Origin of the sequence: Shewanella sp. 4t3-1-2LB (assembly GCF_017368415.1) — a bacterium.
Taxonomy (GTDB): Bacteria; Pseudomonadota; Gammaproteobacteria; order Enterobacterales; family Shewanellaceae; genus Shewanella; species Shewanella fodinae.
This window is the reverse complement of sequence record NZ_JAFNJD010000059.1, coordinates 1-18526: the sequence shown is the minus strand read 5'-3', so window position 1 is coordinate 18526 and position 18526 is coordinate 1. Positions and strand designations below refer to the sequence as shown.

Annotated in this window: 15 protein-coding genes and 2 pseudogenes; 9 read left to right on the top strand and 8 right to left on the bottom strand. The window is 49.5% G+C overall.

Going from position 1 to position 18526, the window contains the following annotated elements; translation table 11 throughout:
* Together J3L11_RS17360 and J3L11_RS17355 are read left to right on the top strand one after the other, a co-directional pair.
* Positions 1–572: RNA-guided endonuclease TnpB family protein (locus J3L11_RS17360; protein WP_207571785.1), on the top strand; the 572-nt coding region annotated here is incomplete at its 5' end.
* A 72-nt stretch (positions 573–644) separates the two neighbouring features.
* Positions 645–917 (top strand): acylphosphatase, encoded by a 273-nt coding sequence (locus J3L11_RS17355; protein ID WP_207571784.1) that lies wholly within the window; start codon positions 645–647, stop codon positions 915–917.
* On the opposite strand, the gene J3L11_RS17350 is transcribed toward J3L11_RS17355, so the two are convergent.
* From J3L11_RS17350 to J3L11_RS17340, 3 genes are all read right to left on the bottom strand, one after another.
* Positions 914–1933 carry a CsiV family protein gene (locus J3L11_RS17350; protein ID WP_207571783.1) on the bottom strand — a complete coding sequence of 340 codons (1020 nt, stop codon included), beginning with the start codon at positions 1931–1933 and terminating at the stop codon, positions 914–916. The genes J3L11_RS17355 and J3L11_RS17350 overlap by 4 nt on opposite strands.
* On the bottom strand, positions 1933–5397 hold the full coding sequence (gene mfd, locus J3L11_RS17345; protein ID WP_207571782.1) for a transcription-repair coupling factor: 3465 nt from the start codon (positions 5395–5397) through the stop codon (positions 1933–1935). The genes J3L11_RS17350 and mfd overlap by 1 nt, the downstream gene beginning before the upstream one ends.
* Before the next feature lie 72 nt (positions 5398–5469).
* Positions 5470–6042 (bottom strand): hypothetical protein, encoded by a 573-nt coding sequence (locus J3L11_RS17340; protein WP_207571781.1) that lies wholly within the window; start codon positions 6040–6042, stop codon positions 5470–5472.
* A gap of 115 nt (positions 6043–6157) precedes the next feature.
* On the opposite strand from J3L11_RS17340, the gene J3L11_RS17335 reads away from it, so the two are divergent.
* Genes J3L11_RS17335 through lolE form a run of 3 tightly spaced genes read left to right on the top strand, consistent with a single transcriptional unit; the run spans position 6158 to position 9352 of the window.
* On the top strand, positions 6158–7390 hold the full coding sequence (locus tag J3L11_RS17335; protein WP_207571780.1) for a lipoprotein-releasing ABC transporter permease subunit: 1233 nt from the start codon (positions 6158–6160) through the stop codon (positions 7388–7390).
* On the top strand, positions 7383–8105 hold the full coding sequence (gene lolD / locus J3L11_RS17330; RefSeq protein WP_133038712.1) for a lipoprotein-releasing ABC transporter ATP-binding protein LolD: 723 nt from the start codon (positions 7383–7385) through the stop codon (positions 8103–8105). The genes J3L11_RS17335 and lolD overlap by 8 nt, the downstream gene beginning before the upstream one ends.
* Positions 8102–9352 (top strand): lipoprotein-releasing ABC transporter permease subunit LolE, encoded by a 1251-nt coding sequence (lolE, locus tag J3L11_RS17325; protein ID WP_133038713.1) that lies wholly within the window; start codon positions 8102–8104, stop codon positions 9350–9352. The genes lolD and lolE overlap by 4 nt, the downstream gene beginning before the upstream one ends.
* A 38-nt stretch (positions 9353–9390) precedes the next feature.
* Here lolE and J3L11_RS17320 read toward each other — a convergent pair whose 3' ends face one another.
* Entirely contained in the window at positions 9391–9900 is a 510-nt protein-coding gene (locus J3L11_RS17320; protein ID WP_133038714.1) for a DUF2062 domain-containing protein, read from the bottom strand.
* A gap of 29 nt (positions 9901–9929) precedes the next feature.
* Here J3L11_RS17320 and J3L11_RS17315 point away from each other — a divergent pair, with 29 nt between their 5' ends.
* From J3L11_RS17315 to J3L11_RS17300, 4 genes are read left to right on the top strand one after another with little or no spacing between them, the layout of a single operon-like run.
* The gene (locus J3L11_RS17315) at positions 9930–12302 is read left to right on the top strand and encodes a DNA internalization-related competence protein ComEC/Rec2 (protein WP_347566522.1); all 2373 of its coding nucleotides are present in this window, start codon (positions 9930–9932) and stop codon (positions 12300–12302) included.
* Positions 12303–12341: 39 nt separating this feature from the next.
* Complete coding sequence (gene msbA, locus J3L11_RS17310) at positions 12342–14144, top strand: lipid A export permease/ATP-binding protein MsbA (RefSeq protein ID WP_207571778.1); 1803 nt, start codon at positions 12342–12344, stop codon at positions 14142–14144.
* A 5-nt stretch (positions 14145–14149) separates the two neighbouring features.
* On the top strand, positions 14150–15145 hold the full coding sequence (lpxK, locus tag J3L11_RS17305) for a tetraacyldisaccharide 4'-kinase (RefSeq protein WP_207571777.1): 996 nt from the start codon (positions 14150–14152) through the stop codon (positions 15143–15145).
* Positions 15146–15162: 17 nt separating this feature from the next.
* Positions 15163–15339, top strand: coding sequence for a Trm112 family protein (locus tag J3L11_RS17300; protein ID WP_133038718.1), 177 nt, complete (start codon positions 15163–15165; stop codon positions 15337–15339).
* 148 nt (positions 15340–15487) lie between these two features.
* Here the strand turns inward: J3L11_RS17300 and J3L11_RS19415 are convergent.
* The 4 genes and pseudogenes from J3L11_RS19415 to J3L11_RS17275 all read right to left on the bottom strand — a co-directional run.
* Positions 15488–15766: pseudogene (locus J3L11_RS19415) on the bottom strand (transposase family protein); the annotation flags it as partial.
* Positions 15767–15875: 109 nt separating this feature from the next.
* Positions 15876–16895 carry a C45 family peptidase gene (locus tag J3L11_RS17285; RefSeq protein ID WP_207571776.1) on the bottom strand — a complete coding sequence of 340 codons (1020 nt, stop codon included), beginning with the start codon at positions 16893–16895 and terminating at the stop codon, positions 15876–15878.
* A 177-nt stretch (positions 16896–17072) separates the two neighbouring features.
* Positions 17073–17993 (bottom strand): annotated as a pseudogene (locus tag J3L11_RS17280) (IS5 family transposase).
* A gap of 94 nt (positions 17994–18087) precedes the next feature.
* The coding region (locus J3L11_RS17275) for a hypothetical protein (RefSeq protein WP_207571775.1) at positions 18088–18526 on the bottom strand (439 nt) is incomplete at its 5' end.

Below are 18526 nucleotides of genomic sequence, written 5' to 3'. Positions count from 1 at the left end.
AAGCGCAGCAGGCCATGAGTCGCAAGGTAAAATTCAGCAACAACTGGAAAAAGGCTAAAGCTAAAGTCCAGCGTGTCCATGCAAAAATCGGCAACAGCCGCCGTGACTACCTGCATAAAACTTCAAGCGACATTAGCAAAAAACACGCGATAGTCTGTATTGAAGATTTGCAGGTCAAAAACATGTCAAAATCAGCGTCAGGAACCGCAGAGCAACAGGGGCGGAATGTCAGAGCAAAGTCAGGACTGAATAAAGCCATCCTTGATCAAGGCTGGTTTGAGTTTCGTCGCCAGCTCGATTACAAGCTGGCATGGAATGGCGGCCACCTGATCGCCGTTCCGCCGAACAACACCAGCCGGACATGCCCATGCTGTGGTCATATATCGAAAGAGAACCGTAAGACTCAAGCCCGCTTTGCCTGTGTGGAATGTGGTTTTGAAGAGAATGCCGATGTGGTCGGCGCGATCAACGTATTAAGGGCGGGGCACGCCCGATTAGCCTGTGAAGTGAGTGGTGCAATAATGCCACCAGCAGCAGGAACCCACCGAAGCGAGTCAGGCGTTTACGCTTAACCGCAGTAGGAATCCTCGTCGTTTACGGCGAGGAGGATGTCAAAAGAGCAATAGCAAAGGGGAATCGGTGGTATGAAAAGGGTAATGATCACCATCAGAGGCAAGGTCCAGGGGGTTGGCTTTCGCTATTCGGCATTGCAGAAAGCTAACGCCCTTGGGGTTACCGGCTATGTGAGTAATCGAGATGACGGCGCAGTAGAAATCCTCGCGCAAGGAGCGTTCCCGGCAGTGGATCAACTGATCCACTGGTGCGAAACCGGACCGGCTAACGCCAAAGTTGACAGTGTCTTTGTAGACGAGGACGAGGCAGATGAAATCTACCTCGATTTTTCCATCACGGTTTAACGTGTTTGTGGCGGAATACTGTTAGTGGCTGGCGATGTATCTGCTGCCGGAGTTTGCGGTTGATCGGCCTCTGTTTCCTGCAATTCTGGTTCCTGTGACTCAGCGTCATCTGACTGCTGGATCCGTCTTACCTGCAAAATCATGCCCATTGCCGGGTGATCGAAATAATGGATTTCGGTGCTGCGAATTCGTCGATTCTGTTCCATGGGCAGGCTGTAAAGATAAGGCATTACTGTGGCAGGCTGGCCTTCAATTGAAATACTCTTCCGCCCTGGTTGGCGTAAATTGAACCGGGTCTCGACGTATAGATAATGGCTTAGATAGATATTGAGCAAACCGTCAAATTGCCAAACGGCTGCAGATTTTTCTGGAGACATTAAATTGTTAAAACCGTCGAAGCTGCTCTGGTTCAGCGGTTGTTCACTGATAGGCAGACCGTTGGCCTGAAAGCGTGTAGCGAAATCCTGCCCAGCAAATAGATGTAAGGGTTGTGCTTGTCGCCTTGGCTTCATTTCTTGGCGCCAAGTGATATGCAACAGTGATTGTACACCGGCCTGACGCTGCAGTTTTGCTATCATTTCACCAAAACGGGCCTTATCGGCACCTTCAAGAATCGCCGTTTGTAAGTTGGCACTTTGATCGTCCTTCGGCAACACATTTACGGGCATAACTTTCGGCATAACCAGGGTTTTGGCGCTTTCCAACCCATGGCAGGGTGGTTGTGGTGATGTCGCAGAATTATCACCGCTGCTGGTGCCAATGGTATTCCAGTTGTTGTTACCACAATCCCCCATCGCCATACTGACGCCAGTGATATCACTAGCAACTTGCGGTGTCAGCAGATCCAATGCATTAGTGGTTTTTAGTTCCAGTGGGCTATCTGGCCAATGCTCATCGGTTTGTGTCTGGCGTTCAAAAATGTAGATTTCCACTTCGTACCAAGGATATTGCGCCGCTTGAACCATGGGGCTCAATGTCAATGCGGCCAGCGTTGCCAGCATAAATTTTGCAAACACTATCTGTCTCCCACTGTGTGTTGTGCCAACTGTTGCAGCAATAATTCGGCCATTTCTAACCGTTGCTTGCTGCTTTCAGTCGCCAACGTGAACTTTAACTTATTCGGGCCGTCCATTCGATAGATTTGTGGTTGTGATTGCAGTAAGCCGATAATGAATCCCGGATCAATCCGATGATCATCGCGAAACTCCAGACTGCCACCACGACCGTGCATTTCCAGTTTCTTGATGCCAAGTTCAGTCGCCTGATGCTTCAACAGCGTCAACTGCATCAGGTTGCGAGTAGCTTCTGGTAACAGGCCAAAGCGGTCGATCAGTTCTACTTTTAGCTCGTCTAAGGCGGCTTCGCTGCGACAGTTGGCGATACGTTTATAGAGTGACAAGCGAATGTTGACATCGCCAACATAATCTTCCGGTAACAGCGCTGGTATCCGCAGATCAATTTCGCACTGCTCATTGAGCATCTGTGCCAGTGACGGCTCTTTGCCTTGCTTCAAGGCATTGACAGCGGATTCCAGCATATCCATGTAAAGGCTGAAGCCAATTTTAGAAATATGGCCGCTTTGCTCTTCACCGAGGAGTTCACCTGCACCACGAATTTCCAAATCTTGGGTTGCCAGCATGAACCCGGCCCCCAGATCTTCCAAAGCGTCAATCGCTTCCAGACGCTTGCGGGCGTCTGTGGTCATCCGTTTTGGATGCGGTGTCATCAAATAAGCATAAGCCTGGTGGTGGGAACGTCCCACGCGGCCACGCAACTGGTGCAGCTGCGCCAGTCCGAACATATCGGCGCGTTCAATGATGATGGTGTTGGCACTGGGAACGTCGATACCGGTTTCGATGATGGTGGTACACACCAGCACATTGTAACGGCGGTGGTAGAAATCGGACATCACTCGTTCCAAGTCCCGTTCCCGCATCTGTCCGTGAGCCACCACTACTCGAGCCTGTGGCACTAACTCACGGATATCGGCAGCGGCTTTTTCAATGGTTTCCACATTGTTGTGCAGGAAATAAACCTGACCACCACGGAGAATTTCACGCTGAATCGCTTCGCGTACGGTATTTTTATCGTATTCGCGGACAAAGGTTTTAACCGCCAGCCGTTTAGCGGGTGGCGTCGCAATAATCGACAAATCGCGCATGCCCGACATTGCCATGTTAAGTGTGCGTGGGATGGGCGTTGCTGTGAGTGTCAGTATGTCCACATTGGCCCTGAGTGCCTTGATTTTCTCTTTTTGGCGCACGCCGAAACGGTGTTCTTCATCGATCACTAGTAGGCCAAGATCTTCAAAACGCACGTCTGTATTGAGCAGTTTATGGGTGCCGATGACGATATCCACCTTGCCTTCAGCCAGCGCGTCAATCACTTGCTGTTGCTCTTTAGCGGTACGGAAACGTGACATCACTTCTATCCGCACTGGCCAATCGGCAAATCTGTCTTTGAAATTTTCGTAGTGTTGCTGTGCCAGCAAGGTAGTGGGCACTAACACCACCACTTGTTTACCTGCATTCACTGCTACAAAAGCGGCACGCATGGCAACTTCGGTTTTACCAAAGCCAACGTCACCGCATACCAGCCGATCCATCGCCATCGGCGATTGCATATCGTTCAGCACCGCATCGATAGCCGTTTCTTGGTCAACGGTTTCTTCAAACGGAAAACTCTGGGCAAACAGTGCATAATCCTGTTGGTCGAGTGCAACGGCAACGCCTGGACGCGATTGCCTGCGTGCGTAAATATCCAGCAATTCCGCCGCCACGTCACGGATCCGTTCAATGGCTTTTTTCCGAGCTTTGTCCCACGTATCGTTGCCGAGTTTATTGAGTCCGGGTTGCTGATCCGGGCCAACGGTATAACGGCTGATAAGGTGCAACGATGCTACCGGCACATACAGTTTGTCACCACCGGCATATTCCAACTTCAGATATTCCGCAACCATGCCGCCGGCGTCAAGGGTTTCCAGCCCTTGATACAAGGCTACGCCGTGTTCAAGGTGCACAATCGGTTGGCCGACTTTTAACTCCGCTAGATCGCGTATCAGCGCATCTTGGCTTATCTGACGCTGTTTCTCGCGGCGTCGTTGCTGCGCGATACGCATGCCAAACAATTCGGTTTCGCAGATGATGCTTAAGGTCGGTTGCTGCAACTGACAACCGAGTGATAATGGCGACACCATCAACCCGATAGGGTCTGGGCTATTGAGAAACGCCTTGATACTGCTAAATAACTGCGGTTTAAGATCAATCGTGGCCAACAGCTCCAACAAGGCTTCTCGGCGGCCTTCCGTTTCTGCGCTGAACAAAACTTTGGGCGTTTGCGCCACAAAGGCACTCAAGGCGGCTAACGGCTGTTTTTGTTTATGATTAACGGTTAAATCCGGCAACGGCTTGAGGGCAGCATGCCGCTGATGCTTGTGATCGGTGACCCCATCCAGTTGGACGCGCGGCAGTTGTTTGAAGTTGCTGAACAACTGATCGGTTAATAGATACAGATCTTTAGGTGCCAGCAGTGGCCGCAGTGGATCAACTTTACGGTCTTCATAGCGGTGCTGCACTTGTGTCAGATGTTCATCGGCGGCGCTTTGCAAATCGCCGATGGTGAGTAACTGTATCTCGCCCCCCAGATAATCGAACAGGTTAGCGGTTTCATCAAAGAACAATGGCAGATAGTTTTCGATGCCCGCTGGCATCAGGTGTCTACTCACTTGCTGATATACCGATTCCGGTTCTTTGACCACCACTTCGAAATAGCGGCGGTAACGCAGACGGAAGCCTTCAATTGCGGCATCATCGGTTGGAAATTCGCGTGCAGGTAACATGCGGATTTCAGTGACTGGATCTTGTGATAACTGGGTATCGGCATCGAAGTAACGGATAGATTCCACTTCGTCATCAAACAGTTCGATGCGCAACGGTGCGGGCGAGCCCATAGGGAAAATATCCAGAATGGAGCCACGGATGGCAAATTCACCATGCTCATACACCTGACCCACCAGATGGTATCCGGCGTTTACCAGATGTTCGCGCATCTTTTGTAACGGGTAATGGTCGCCATTTTTCAGCAGCATGACATTGGCACTGAGGAATGCTTGTGGCGGCAATCTGACCATCAATGTGGTCACCGGCACAATCACCAATGCCTGCTTGGTGCCCGGCAGGCGCGACAAGGTTTCAAGCCGCTGCGAAATCAGGTCCTGATGTGGCGAAAAACTGTCATAGGGTAGCGTTTCCCTGTCAGGGAACAGCCATACCGGCATGTCGTCTGCCAGTAAATATCGCAGTTCGGCTTCCAGTGTCAGTGCCGTGGGCGTATCTGGCGTTACCAAGAGACTGATGGCGCCATGCTGTCTTGCCAGCGCGGCCAACGTCAGTGCGCGGGCAACACCTTCCGGTAAGCCCAGATAGCGGATGTCTCCGGCTTTAGTGGCACCTTCTGGTGCCAGAACAGAAAAAACAGTCATTGAAACGGCAAAGGCTTGTTTCTGAAAGATGGCGCACATTGTAGAGATTTGCGCCGGTGAGTACCAGAGGCGTTAGCGACTGCTCTTGCGCTGCTTCAGCTGTTTTTGCTGCACCACCAGACTGGCTTTGACCAGTTGTTCCACTTCGGCTTCGGTAATGACACTGTACTCCAGATCCAGCAGGTAGCGTTCTGGATTATCGGGATCTTCCCGGCAATCACTGACTCTGGCAAGACACAGTACGGAAAGGATCTCTTCTCGGACAAACAACAACAGCTTTACCTGCGCATTGCGCGGTAGTGCCTGCTCACTTTGCAGACGCACACCGCTACCACCAAACTGCAGACCGATGCAGTGCTGGCCATCGCGGGCTTCCTGTTCCAGCAGATGCTGTAATACCAGATCCACTTTGCGGGATTGCAGCTTCAAGTATTCCACTATGGCCCGGCCATCATCACCCATCTGTCTAAGATGGATCAGACAGTCACCTTCCAACGCCTTGACTTCGCTCATTAACTGCATGCCTTTGGATTTCATGCTTTGTAGCTGAGCTTCATCGGGCAATGCCTGGTCTTCTGGCCATAACGAGATGTAAGCGTCAAATGGATGTGGAACACTGAAATAGCCACTGGATTCTGGAAACAAGGCGAAGCCTCTTGTATTTAGCGGGTCAATCCACCTATTATCGTGCCCACTTCAATGATTTAGCAAGCCTGCTGCGGATTTACCGCGCTGCAGTTGAGGAGACGTTGTTCTGCCCATGAATCCGGCCCTATCCTGTTTTATCGGTTACCGTTACTGGCGGGCGCGCAAATCTAATGCCTTTGCTTCCTTTATTACCTTCTTTGCGGTCAGTGGCATTTTCCTGGGGGTCGCCGCATTGATCATTGTTAGCTCAGTGATGAATGGTCTGGAAGGGCAGCTTAAGCAGCGTATTTTGGGCGCAGTACCACAGCTGACCATTCATAGTGAGCAAGCGATTGCCCACTGGCAACAATTGGCGGCAACGCTAAAGACCTTACCTGGTGTACGCGGTGCCGCGCCGTCTATTGCTACGCAGGCGATGGTACAATCCAGTGACAATATCAGCGCGGTGCAGCTCTATGGTATTTTGCCTGATGCCGACCGCCAGCTGTCACCGGTTGCTGACCATACATTTCCAGAAGCCTATAACGCGCTGCAGAGTGGCAGTTACAAAGTGCTGCTCGGTGGCGAGTTAGCCAGACGACTGAATGTCAGTAGTGGCGATAAGGTGCGGTTGCTGAGCGGTGATGGTGTAGTGTATTCGCCTTTAGGACCGGTGCCCAGCCAACGTACCTTTGAAGTGGCCGGGGTGTTTGAAATGGGCTCGCAGGTCGATGCCAATGTTGCTTATCTGCATTATGCCGATGCCCGACGCTTGATGCGCAAAGCTCCTGATGCGATTCAGGATCTGCGCTTGTTTCTCGATGATCCTTTTGCAGCACCGCAGCTTACGCCTAAAGTGGCGCAATTGTTAGCGAGTGAAGGACTGAAGGTTACCGTCAGTGACTGGCGGGATAATTATGGTCATCTGTTTGCGGCAGTAAAGATGGAAAAAAATATGATGTCGTTGATGCTCAGTCTGATCATCGCCGTGGCGGCATTTAATATTGTCTCGGCACTGGTGATGATGGTAGTGGACAAGACTGCCGATGTGGCTGTGCTTAAAACCCAGGGGTTAGGGCGGGCGGATATCATGCTGGTATTTGTGTCGCAGGGGTCATTGAATGCCTTGTTGGGCTTGGCGTTAGGCCTACTAATGGGGATTGTTGCCACCGAACATATTAATCCGCTGCTGAGTGGTGTTGGTATTAATATTCTTGGGGCCGGCCAGTTGTTGCCGGTGATTATCAATCCGCAGCAATTGCTGCTGATTGCTATCGGTACCGTTATCATCACGTTACTGGCAACGCTGTACCCGGCACTGCGTGCGGCTGCTGTACAACCCGCCAATGTGCTCCGTTATGAGTAATCAAGTTAAGAGAAAACAGATGCAGAATCAGCCATTACTGCAGGTCCTTGGGGTCAGCAAAAGTTATCAGGAAGGCAAACTCAGTACACCGGTGCTGCATGACGTGTCACTGACCGTTGAGGTCGGCGAGCAACTTGCCATTGTTGGCAGTTCTGGCTCCGGCAAAAGTACCCTGCTGCATATCATAGGTACACTGGACAAGCCCAGCGGCGGTCAGGTAATTCTCGATGGTGAGGCGCTGTACCAAGTGTCGGCGGCGCGACAAGCGCAGATCCGCAATCAGGAGTTAGGGTTTATCTATCAGTTTCATCATCTGTTGCCAGAATTTACCGCACTGGAAAATGTCTGTATGCCAGGCTGGATTGCTGGGCGGAACAAAGCCGATGTGCAGCAGCAAGCCCAACAGTTGTTAACGCGGGTCGGATTGGAGCATCGGCTGCAGCATCTGCCGTCGGAGCTTTCCGGTGGTGAGCGTCAGCGTGTGGCGATTGCACGGGCGCTCATTAATAACCCTAAGCTAGTGTTGGCCGACGAACCGACCGGTAATCTGGATGCCAACAGCGGCGAAACAGTCTATGAGCTTATTCGTGAACTGGCAGCACAATTGGGCACTGCCTTTGTGGTGGTCACCCATGATCATCAACTGGCGGCTAGGATGGATAGGCAACTGCAAATGGTGGATGGTCGCCTGAGTGTGGCAGGAGCATCACTATGAAGTCGACGCTGCCTTTACTGCTTGGCTGGCGTTTTTATCGGGCGCGGCAGCGCAGTGGCTTTATCAGCTTTATCTCTTTTGCCTCCACCGCAGGGATTGCCTTGGGGGTGGCGGTGTTGATCCTAGTGCTATCAGCGATGAATGGCTTTGAAAGCGAATTGGAAAAACGTTTGCTCGGGGTCGTGCCGCAAGGCGAGTTGTTGTCTGCTGGTCAACCGATTGCCAACTGGCGGCAAATGCTTAGCGACGCGAGTGCAATACACGGCATTACCGCTGCCGCGCCTATGGTGAAGATGCAAGGGCTGGTGCAAAAACCCGGTGGTTTTGCAGGTGTACAAGTGGTGGGTATCGACCCAGCGCTGGAACAGCACGTCTCGACCTTGGGTAATTATCTGTCTCCGGGCTGGCAAAGCCTGCAAGGCGATGGCAATCATATTGTGATGGGGCAAGGTTTACTGAAAAAACTCGGGCTGAAAGTCGGCGATTCGGTGACGCTTTATCTGCCTCCTCCCCGTGGTACTGGTGCGGCGACGGATATTGGTCGAGCTCGCAGTCATACCTTGGTGATCAGCGGTAGTTTCAGTGTCGGTGGCGAATTGGACTTTGCCAATGCTTATGTGCCGTTAGCTTATGCACAAAAACTGCTGGGGCTGGGCGATGCCGTGACCGCTGTACGCATCAAAGTAGCACGGGTATTTGAGGCGCCAAAGCTCATCCGTGAATTGGGTTATCAACAACAGCAGATGTTGTATATCAGTGACTGGACTCGGACTCAGGGCCACCTGTATCAGGACATCCAGATGGTGCGTACCGTGATGTATCTGGTGCTGGCGTTGGTCATTGCTGTTGCTTGTTTTAATATCGTGTCAACGCTGGTGATGGCCGTGCGCGACAAGGCGGCGGAGATTGCGATTCTGATGACCATGGGATTTGGTCGTCGGGCAATGATGGCGGTGTTTGTGGTGCAGGGAGCCCTTAATGGCATTGTTGGCTGCGTGCTCGGTACTGTGTGCGGCGTGTTATTGGCGCAAAATCTCTCGGCGATTGCTGCGTTTATCGAACAGCTGACCGGACATAAATTTTTGTCGGCCGATGTCTATTTTATCGATTTTCTGCCGTCACGTTTGGAACCGTCAGATGTGTTGCTGGTGTTGGTAATGGCATTGATGATGAGCCTGCTGGCAACCTTGTATCCTGCCTATCGCGCCAGTCGTATCGTGCCAGCACAAGCCTTGGCCGCACGCTAACGCCACTAAAAACCTAGGCCGCGAGAGCGGCCTATTGACTATTTGTTGCGGCGTTTTTGCCATTGCATATAAATGGAATATTGCCAAGCGCTGCGCACCACCACATAACCTACAACCGCGCTTATCACCCCAAAGACGAAACACCCTAGGAAAAACGGTGGTGCAATGGTGGAAAACGATTCTTCTATCCATTTCCACGACAACTCAAACGCAAACTGTTCTGGCGGATGATGCAGTATCTTGGCACCCGCTAGATATGCCAGATAAAACATTGGCGGCATGGTCACCGGATTGGTAATCCACACCAATGCGACAGAGACTGGCAGGTTAACATTAAACGCAATCGCCAACGCTGCGGCTAACACCATCTGGAATGGCATAGGCACCCATGCCACAAATAGTCCAATGGCAAAGGCCCCGGGGGCTGAACGTCGCGTCAGGGCCCATAGGTTAGGGTTATTCAGCAAATCACCGAAAACACGCAGGTATTTATGTTCCCGCAGGACTTCAGGTTTGGGCAGGAACTTTTTAATCAGTTTCTTTGGCATAAGGTTCGATTGCTGTCTTAACTTAGCTGATGAATTACGTACTGAGTGGCTTTTGCCTAGCTCTGATATCGGCTGTTTTCTGGCCGCAGATGCCATCCTCTCTATTATCACAGTTAATTATTGCAGGGGCTTTACTCCTGTGCGCACTGTGGCATCTCAAACATCGTCACCCGCTCAAGACGCTGCTTTGCGGCGTACTTGGTGGAATACTATGGATGATATTGTACTGCCATAGTGTGTTGTCGTTGCGGGAAGTGGACGAGTATTCATCGCTTCGGGGACATACGACACCCCTGACTGTGCGGGGAAAAATCATATCACTGGTTGGCGGCGATGGCGACTGGATTAGTATAGAAGTTGCTGAAGCACGGACGCAAAGCTTCTGGAAGCCGCCACGGCGCTGGCGATTGGGTTGGGATCGGCAACAGTTGGCAGCCATAGATAGGCACCCGTTGCCGCAAGTTGGGGAGTTGTGGTCATTTGAGGTTCGGCCGCGCGCGTTCCCGTCAGTACTGAATTTGGGCGGTTTTAATCAGCAGCGTCAATTACTGGCCCAGCATATCACCGCCAGAGGCAACATTCAGGCGGCAAGCCGTTTAGCAACTGTTGATGCTGGTCGAGCACAACTACTGCAGCAGCTGGCAACAACTCTGCAAGCTTTTGACAATGGGGACATTTTACTGGCGCTCACCATGGGTGATCGCAGTCATATCAGTGAACAGCGTTGGCAACAGCTAAGGCAAACTGGCTCGGGGCACCTGGTGGCGATTTCTGGGCTGCATCTGTCGGTCGTCGCTTTATGGTTATATGTAAGCAGTCGCTGGCTGCTATTACACTTTTGGCCGGTGCAAAGCCGACGTAATCTGCTGTTGGCGCAGCTATTGGCGTTAGCCGGGGCCGCTGTTTACGCTTGGCTCGCTGGCTTTGGCATTCCGGTGCAACGGGCGTTACTAATGCTGTTGGCGCTGGTGTTGGTTAATATGTCAATGCGCTCGGTATCTGCTTGGGAGCGTTGGCTGGGGGCGCTCACCTGTGTCTTGCTGCTAGACCCATTAGCCGCACTCAGCGGCGGCTTTTGGCTGTCGTTCTTGGCTTTGGCGCTGATCTTGTTGGAGTGGCATCGAAGTGAGCCGCAGCACAATGCTAGTTGGCGTCAGAAACTATGGCGCTGGTGTCGGCAGTTTTGGCGAGTGCAGTGGCGTTTATGTCTGGGATTGACGTTAGTACAAGCGTTGCTTTTCGGGGGCGTGAGCCTGCATAGCTTCTGGATCAATCTGTTATTAGTGCCTTGGTTCAGTGTGGTGGTTATCCCCCTCAGTTTGTTAGCTTTGTTGGCGTGGGGAATTCTGCAATGGTGGTTGCCAACGTCTGCTGCCAAGCTGTTTATCTGGCAATTAGCAGACTGGTCGTTATGTCCAGTAGATCGGTTATGGCAACTCAGTGACCATCTGCCGGGCAGTTGGTTATTGCTGCCTTGGCAGCTCACCTTGAGCCTGATGTTTGTGCTGGTCGGCGGGGTAATCTGGTACTGGCGGCCTAGGCGACGCTTTTTGTGGTTGCCATGCTTGCTGTTGTTGCCCGCGTTATTCCAGACTGCACAATGGCAAGGCTGGCTGCCGGCAAAAGGTTGGCAATTGCATGTGTTGGATGTTGGTCAAGGCTTGGCGGTGTTGGTTCAGCAAGGGCCGCAGGCGCTGTTATTCGATAGCGGCGCGGCCTTTCCCTCTGGGTTTAGTTATGCTGAGCGGGTGATTTTGCCGTTTCTTGCCGCCGCCGGCGTCAGACACCTGGATTACTTGGTGATAAGCCACGGTGATAACGATCATGCCGGTGGCACATCGGTTATTCTCAATGCATTCCCCAATAGTCAGTTGATCACTGATGTTGGCGGTTTGCCAGCTTCCCAGGGCTGCCGGCCCAAGCAATGGCAATGGCGGGCCCTGAGCTTAACAGTGTTAGGTCCCGAAGTCGCAGCAAGTGGCAATGATGGTTCCTGTGTGTTGCTGGTGGCGGATAATCAGCATCGAGTGTTGTTACCGGGTGATATTGAATTAGCCGGTGAAGTTGCATTATTGCGACAAGATAAGGCGATTAACGCTGATATTTTGTTGGCACCCCATCATGGCAGTAAAACTTCATCCAGTACTGATTTTATTAAAGCAGTCAGTCCTATGTGGGTTGTATTCCCCGCCGGACTCAACAATCGTTGGCAGTTCCCGCGCCCGGAAATCCGTGAGCGTTACCAACTGGCAAATGTCATATCGCTCGTTAGTGGTGAGCAAGGGCAGGTAAGTTTTCACTTCGATGATAGCGGCATTACTGTTGATAGCTATCGCCAACAAATAGCGCCCTATTGGTATAACCGTTTGTTTGGATTTGGTAACGTCGTCAATCCAGAGTAGAATGCCGACTTTGCCCATATTAGTGAAGTTACAGTCTCCATGAGCAGTGCGCCAAAACACGAAACCTGGACAGTCTTTAAGCGGTTAATCTCCTACGTTCAGCACCTGAAAAAGGTGTTTGTTATCTCTGTGCTGGGACTACTTGGCTACGGTGCCGTTGATATCACCTTTATGACCTTTATCAAACCCTTTGTAGACGAAGGGTTTTCCAGTAAACCTTCCGTTGCGGTAGGCGCTGATCTGGTGACCACGCACGGGTTTCAGTCTGGTAGCGATGTGTTGACTCTGGCACCGTTTATTATTGTGGGGCTATTTTTCTTGCGTGGGGTGTGCAATTTCATTTCTACGTATGGCATTTCCTATATGAGTACCAAGGTGATTCAGGAGATGCGGCAACAGGTGTTTGAGCATATTCTCAAGCTGCCCGTCAGTTTTATGGATCAGCAAAACTCCGGCAATCTCATCTCTAAAGTGACCTATGATACCGAGCAGATTGCTCGCGCTTCGGGTAATGCACTGATCACCATCGTTCGTGATGGCATCACGGTTATCGGTATGATTGGCGTCATGTTTTACTACTCGTGGAAACTCTCGATTTTTATCTTGGTGATTGCTCCGGCTATCGGTTTAGTGATCACCATAGTGAGCCGCCGTTTTCGCAAGGTGTCACGGCAGATCCAGAACGCTATGGGGTCGGTTACCACCGTCACTGAGCAGATGATCAAGGGTCATAAAAATGTGCTGGCGTTTGGTGGTCAGAAAACCGAAGCCGAGCGGTTTGCCAGTGCTAACGATTTTAACCGTTATCAGAATATGAAGTTGGCAACCACCCAAGCTATCAGCCAACCGTTGGTGATGATTATTGGCTCTTTTGCGCTGGGAGCAGTGATCTTTGCCGCCAGTCTTGACAGCTTACGTGGCGAGTTAACCGCCGGGATTTTTACGACAGTGTTGGCTTGTATGTTGTCAATGTTGCAGCCGATTAAAAATTTGACCCGCATCAATGCTGAGTTTCAGCGCGGTATCGCGGCCTGTACCACGGTTTTTGAACTGTTGGATACCCCAACGGAGCAGGATAGTGGCAGTTATGAGGTTGCGCGAGTGCAGGGCGATGTTCGTTTTAGCAATGTCAGCTTTGGCTATCCCAGCCAGGACAAGCTGGCGCTGGAGCATGTCAGTTTTCATGTGCCACAAGGGCATACAATGGCGTTGGTCGGGCGTTCAGGCTCTGGTAAATCCACTATCGCCAGCTTGCTGACGCGTTTTTATAGCGGCCTGGAAAATGGTGATATTCTGCTGGATGATGTCAGTATCTATGACTATTCCCTTAAATGTTTACGCAGTCAGGTGGCGTTAGTGTCGCAGCAAGTGACATTATTCAATGACACCATTGCCAACAACATTGCTTATGCATATCCCGGTGAAGTTACCAGACAACAGATAGAAGATGCGGCGCGTCTGGCTTATGCCATGGAGTTTATTGAAAAGCTGCCTCACGGGTTGGATACCGAAATTGGTGAAAATGGTGTGACCTTATCCGGTGGTCAGCGGCAACGTATCGCCATTGCCCGGGCAATTTTGCGCGATGCGCCAGTGCTGATCCTAGATGAAGCCACCTCGGCGCTGGATACGGAATCAGAGAAAGCGATTCAGAAAGGTCTGGATAATTTGCGCCGTAACCGCACCTCAATCGTGATTGCACATCGGTTATCTACCATTGAAAATGCGGATGAAATTTTGGTGGTGGATCAAGGCCAAATTGTTGAACGCGGTAACCATAAGGCGCTACTCGCACTAGATGGTATGTACGCCAAACTGTATCAGATGCAGTTTGGGAGCTGATGCAGATGGAAGCGTGGGTCAATCGGATCTGGTACGGTCGGCACTGGGCGCGTTGGTTGTTATGGCCCTTGTCCTGGTTGTTTGCCCTTATCAGTGGTCTGCGGCGGCTGGCATTTCGTCTTGGTATTAAAACACAGGTAAAGTTACCAGTGCCGGTCATTATTGTCGGAAATATTACCGTTGGCGGCAGTGGCAAAACACCTGTGGTGATCTATCTGGTGGAGTGGCTGAGGCGTCAGGGCTATCGTCCGGGAGTGATCAGTCGTGGTTATGGCAGTCAGCAACTACATTCACGTTTAGTGTCTGCCACGTCAACACCAGCAGATGTAGGGGATGAGCCTTGCATGATAGTCCGCCGTACTGGTGTTCCTATGGCCGTAGGCGCCGATCGTATTGCTAGTGCACACTTACTACTGCAATCAGCCATTGTGGATATTATTATCAGCGACGATGGCTTACAGCATTACCGACTCGCCAGAGACATTGAACTGGTGGTATTGGATGCCCACCGTGGTCTGGGTAATGGCATGTTGTTGCCCGCAGGGCCATTACGCGAAGGTGCTTGGCGTTTGAAAACCGCCGACTTTATATTGTGTAATGGTGCATCTGCGGATACCACTACACATTTTGCTATGACTTTGCAGCCCTCTGGTTTACAACCTGTTTCTGGTGAAACTGACCAAGAGCCACCCACAACTGCGCAACCGGTTGTTGCGGTTGCAGGGATTGGTAATCCGCAACGTTTTTTTGAGACCTTGCAGCAACAAGGCTATTCCCTGAGCCAGACCATAGTATTTGCGGATCATCATCCTTACAATGTGCAAGATTTTGCACAGGTTGCACAGCAGCCGATAGTGATGACGGAGAAAGATGCCATCAAATGCCGCACGTTTGCTGGCAAACAATGGTGGTATTTGGCGGTAGATGCGGTATTTTCGGCAACATTTGAATCGCAGTTACTGGCGCGTGTGCGTGCAGTAACGAGCAACAAGCATGACTAAACAGAAAGGACAGTCAGATGGCATTTGATAAAAAACTTCTGGATATAGTGGCGTGCCCGGTTTGTAAAGGCAAACTGGAGTACGACAAAGAACACCAGCAGCTGATCTGTAAAGCAGACCGTTTGGTATACCCCATTGATGATGGCATCCCAGTATTGTTAGCAGACAAGGCAACTAACTGGCAGGAAAGCTAAGAATAGTCGCAGCCTAATACGGTTAGGCTGCGTAACCCGCACCGCTTTGCAACGTGACGTTGCAGATTGCTCACAAAGTCCTAGAGGTCAATCTAGGCTTTGATTGGGTTAATTGAAACGCTCACGCTTATCCTCAAGCACTTAGGTGTATATATCCTTCCGATAACTTAACAACAGACTTCAAGCAGTCGATGAAGCAATGCTGAAACAGCTCGCAATCTATTCTTGATATCACTCGAGCGATGGTGTCATGAACAGGTAACCTATTCTTAAATAAACCCTTCTCGGCAAACCAGCTAAAATGGATATCGCCAAAATCTTCAATATCTTCTCAACCTATTGCCCCAGCTATCGAGGCACAGACCACTAGGAATAAAATATCGGTGAATAAGTGTTCGACTTTGGCTGACTGACGTGGATCTTCTAACGGACTAAAGAAACTATTGAAAGGTCCCGGAACTCATGAGATTCCCCACAAAAGAGGATATAAGATCACAGCCAGTATGACCCGTCCATCTCTTCGGAAAAATGTCACACTAAGAGCCCAAATTATGTTCGTGATCTTGCCCTGTATAATATTTTTTTAAACGAATATCCTCTTTATATTTTGATTTTAGAGGATTCCCTTCAGATCTTAAAATGATTTGATTAGAAACATCAAAAACTGACGACCAAACAGTATCAAAATTTAAGTTTTTATTATATTGGCACATGAACCCTTTTTTACCACTTAAAATACTTTTTGCAAATTCCACTGGAGAGCAGTTAACATCGGATCCTTGATGGCTTGTCCCTGTTTGATATCTTTCATATGAATGGAATAGGTCTTTTGGCTCCTCATACTCTTTCATCTCATCAGAGATAAAGTGGTTGGAGGCAAATGCAAAGTTCCCTTGGTGTATTAGTACTTTCTCAGGGCAACATTCAGCATGCATGATGCCATTTGTATCTGCTAAGAAAAGATGGAAAGCTCCGCCAATTGGTACATTTTTTATGACGTCTATTCCTTCAGCCACTGTTGCGCATTTTTCTAAAATGTACCGGACTAAAAACATTGAATTAAATCCAGGGTTTAATTTTTTTGCCCAGACATAAGTCATCCCTATAGCAAGACCTTTCTCATTTATTCCCTCTTCTGCGCAAACAAAAGCTGATGAATTTGCGATGAAAGAGTTCCCTCGTTCAGGTCGATATAATGCGCTGTTACTGATTTTTCTAAAAATGGGTGACAAATCGTTGTTTCTGCCGAAAACAACATGTCCATTTCTGTTCAGAGCCACCATTGAGCATCCTTGAACTTCCATGCAAACGCTAATGCATAACAGCCATGCAGAGAATATTTTATAAGGAAGGCAGAGCCCATCTGCTATACCCCTTATTTCCGCACAAGCTTCTGGAAAATGTTGTTTTAAAATTTTTTCTGATTGTACTCCATATTCGAATTGAAAATAATCCAACTTGTCATAGCCAAATAGCGTAATGTTATTTTTTCTTAACAGGCTCCCATATTTTAACCCAATAGTATAATGGTCCCCTTGAAAACGCGGATGATACATAGTCTTTCTCTGCAAAATTATAAGAAATAATTGAATAGTACGGCTTATATTGCAGATCAATATAAATTTGCTGTCAATAGAGCTTTGATGTGATGGACGCTCCTCCTATCTAGCGTCGCTGGGCGTTGTTAATCAAATAATTGCACGAGTCGCAACAGCCCCAAGCCGTTGCACGGTTTAACGACTTGCTCCCCGAAAAGGCATACCCAAGCTCAGCATTTTGTTCATTGCTTTTACGCCAACCAAGGCTTCGCCAACCTGGGCATTGTAATCTCGCAGACTCAGGTTCGGGCTTATCTGTTGTTTGTATCGGTACATCGCGGTTTCTGCCAGTGACCTTTTCCCGTACTCATGCTGCTGTTTCCACTCCCATAGACAACCTGCTTTCAGTGCATCAACGGCTTCATTGCGGATATACCCTTCGGACCAGTACCCTGCATTCGACCTGGGGGTATCACTGCCTTTATGCCTCTGTTTTGAATAGCTTATGGCAAGCTTTGGTGTCCAGACACTTGCTCGATGTGACGGCGAAGTGACTTGAGTAAGGTGCCCAGCACTTCATTGTCGGCCACGCTTTCGAGGCTAACCTCTGCCGCAATAATGGCATGAGTCTATGCATCGACGGCCAGGTGCAACTTACGCCAGACCCGGCGCTTTTCTTTGCCATGCTTGCGGGTTTTCCACTCGCCTTCGCCAAAGACCTTGAGGCCTGAGGCATCGATAACAACATGGGCAACAGGGCCACAGCTTGGCGCGCGATAAACCACGTTGACGGTTTTAGCTCGCTTGCTGATGCAGCTATAGTCCTGTGAAGCTAAGGGGACATCCATCAGTTTAAACAAGGAATTAATAAACCCTTCGGTGGCTCGCAGCGACAAGCCAAAATCGCAGCGACAAGCCAAAAACGCTTTTCAGCATCAGAGCGACTTCAATCACTTGGTCAGTAAACAAAAAGCCGCGTCCCAGCCACCATGATGCTGATGGCATAGCCAGTCTTTGATGGCTGCTTCATCAACCCAAAAGGTCAATGAGCCGCGATTGCGCAAACTCTGGTTGTACTTCAGGTCAGTGAGTGATGCGGTGCTTAGTTTTACTCATGATGCCGCTCTGTCAGTCTGTACTGAAAGATCTGATCACTGTTGGCTGAAATGGTTCAAAAGGATTTAGCCAACAACGCCTCTAAGATCTTCAATCAATGTGGAGGTTCGGTAGAACACCATTCATATAGCCTATCTAAATCTTTATCATCTTCTGATATGGATTCTCTTCCCATGTAATCAACCAAGTCGCTTTGAAATATTCTTAATGCTAAATTCGATATTGATAATTCATTGAAATCTATATATTTCATAAAATAACGTTCAAAAAACGAAACTTGGTGATATTTTAAGTCAAAATTTGCAAAAATTTTTGATTTAAGGATATAGCAATATGATATTCTATGTGCCCAATATTCATTTTCGAACATAGTATATTCTTTATACTTGTTAGTATAGAAAAGTTCCACGTGAAATAATTCATGAATAACATTTATTGTATAAAAAATAAAGTCGGACTCTAGATTTTTACATTCTAAAAATGGGTAGTAAAAACTTACTTCATCTTTTTCGTTTTTTAATTTTGTTCCAATG

Excerpts from the sequence above, each read along its gene's own strand:
- J3L11_RS17355 (WP_207571784.1), top strand. The coding sequence starts at position 645 with ATGAAAAGGGTAATGATCACCATCAGAGGCAAGGTCCAGGGGGTTGGC.
- mfd (WP_207571782.1), bottom strand. The coding sequence starts at position 5,397 with ATGACTGTTTTTTCTGTTCTGGCACCAGAAGGTGCCACTAAAGCCGGA.
- J3L11_RS17335 (WP_207571780.1), top strand. The coding sequence starts at position 6,158 with ATGAATCCGGCCCTATCCTGTTTTATCGGTTACCGTTACTGGCGGGCG.
- lolD (WP_133038712.1), top strand. The coding sequence starts at position 7,383 with ATGAGTAATCAAGTTAAGAGAAAACAGATGCAGAATCAGCCATTACTG.
- lolE (WP_133038713.1), top strand. The coding sequence starts at position 8,102 with ATGAAGTCGACGCTGCCTTTACTGCTTGGCTGGCGTTTTTATCGGGCG.
- J3L11_RS17320 (WP_133038714.1), bottom strand. The coding sequence starts at position 9,900 with ATGCCAAAGAAACTGATTAAAAAGTTCCTGCCCAAACCTGAAGTCCTG.
- J3L11_RS17315 (WP_347566522.1), top strand. The coding sequence starts at position 9,930 with ATGAATTACGTACTGAGTGGCTTTTGCCTAGCTCTGATATCGGCTGTT.
- msbA (WP_207571778.1), top strand. The coding sequence starts at position 12,342 with ATGAGCAGTGCGCCAAAACACGAAACCTGGACAGTCTTTAAGCGGTTA.
- lpxK (WP_207571777.1), top strand. The coding sequence starts at position 14,150 with ATGGAAGCGTGGGTCAATCGGATCTGGTACGGTCGGCACTGGGCGCGT.
- J3L11_RS17300 (WP_133038718.1), top strand. The coding sequence starts at position 15,163 with ATGGCATTTGATAAAAAACTTCTGGATATAGTGGCGTGCCCGGTTTGT.
- J3L11_RS17285 (WP_207571776.1), bottom strand. The coding sequence starts at position 16,895 with ATGTATCATCCGCGTTTTCAAGGGGACCATTATACTATTGGGTTAAAA.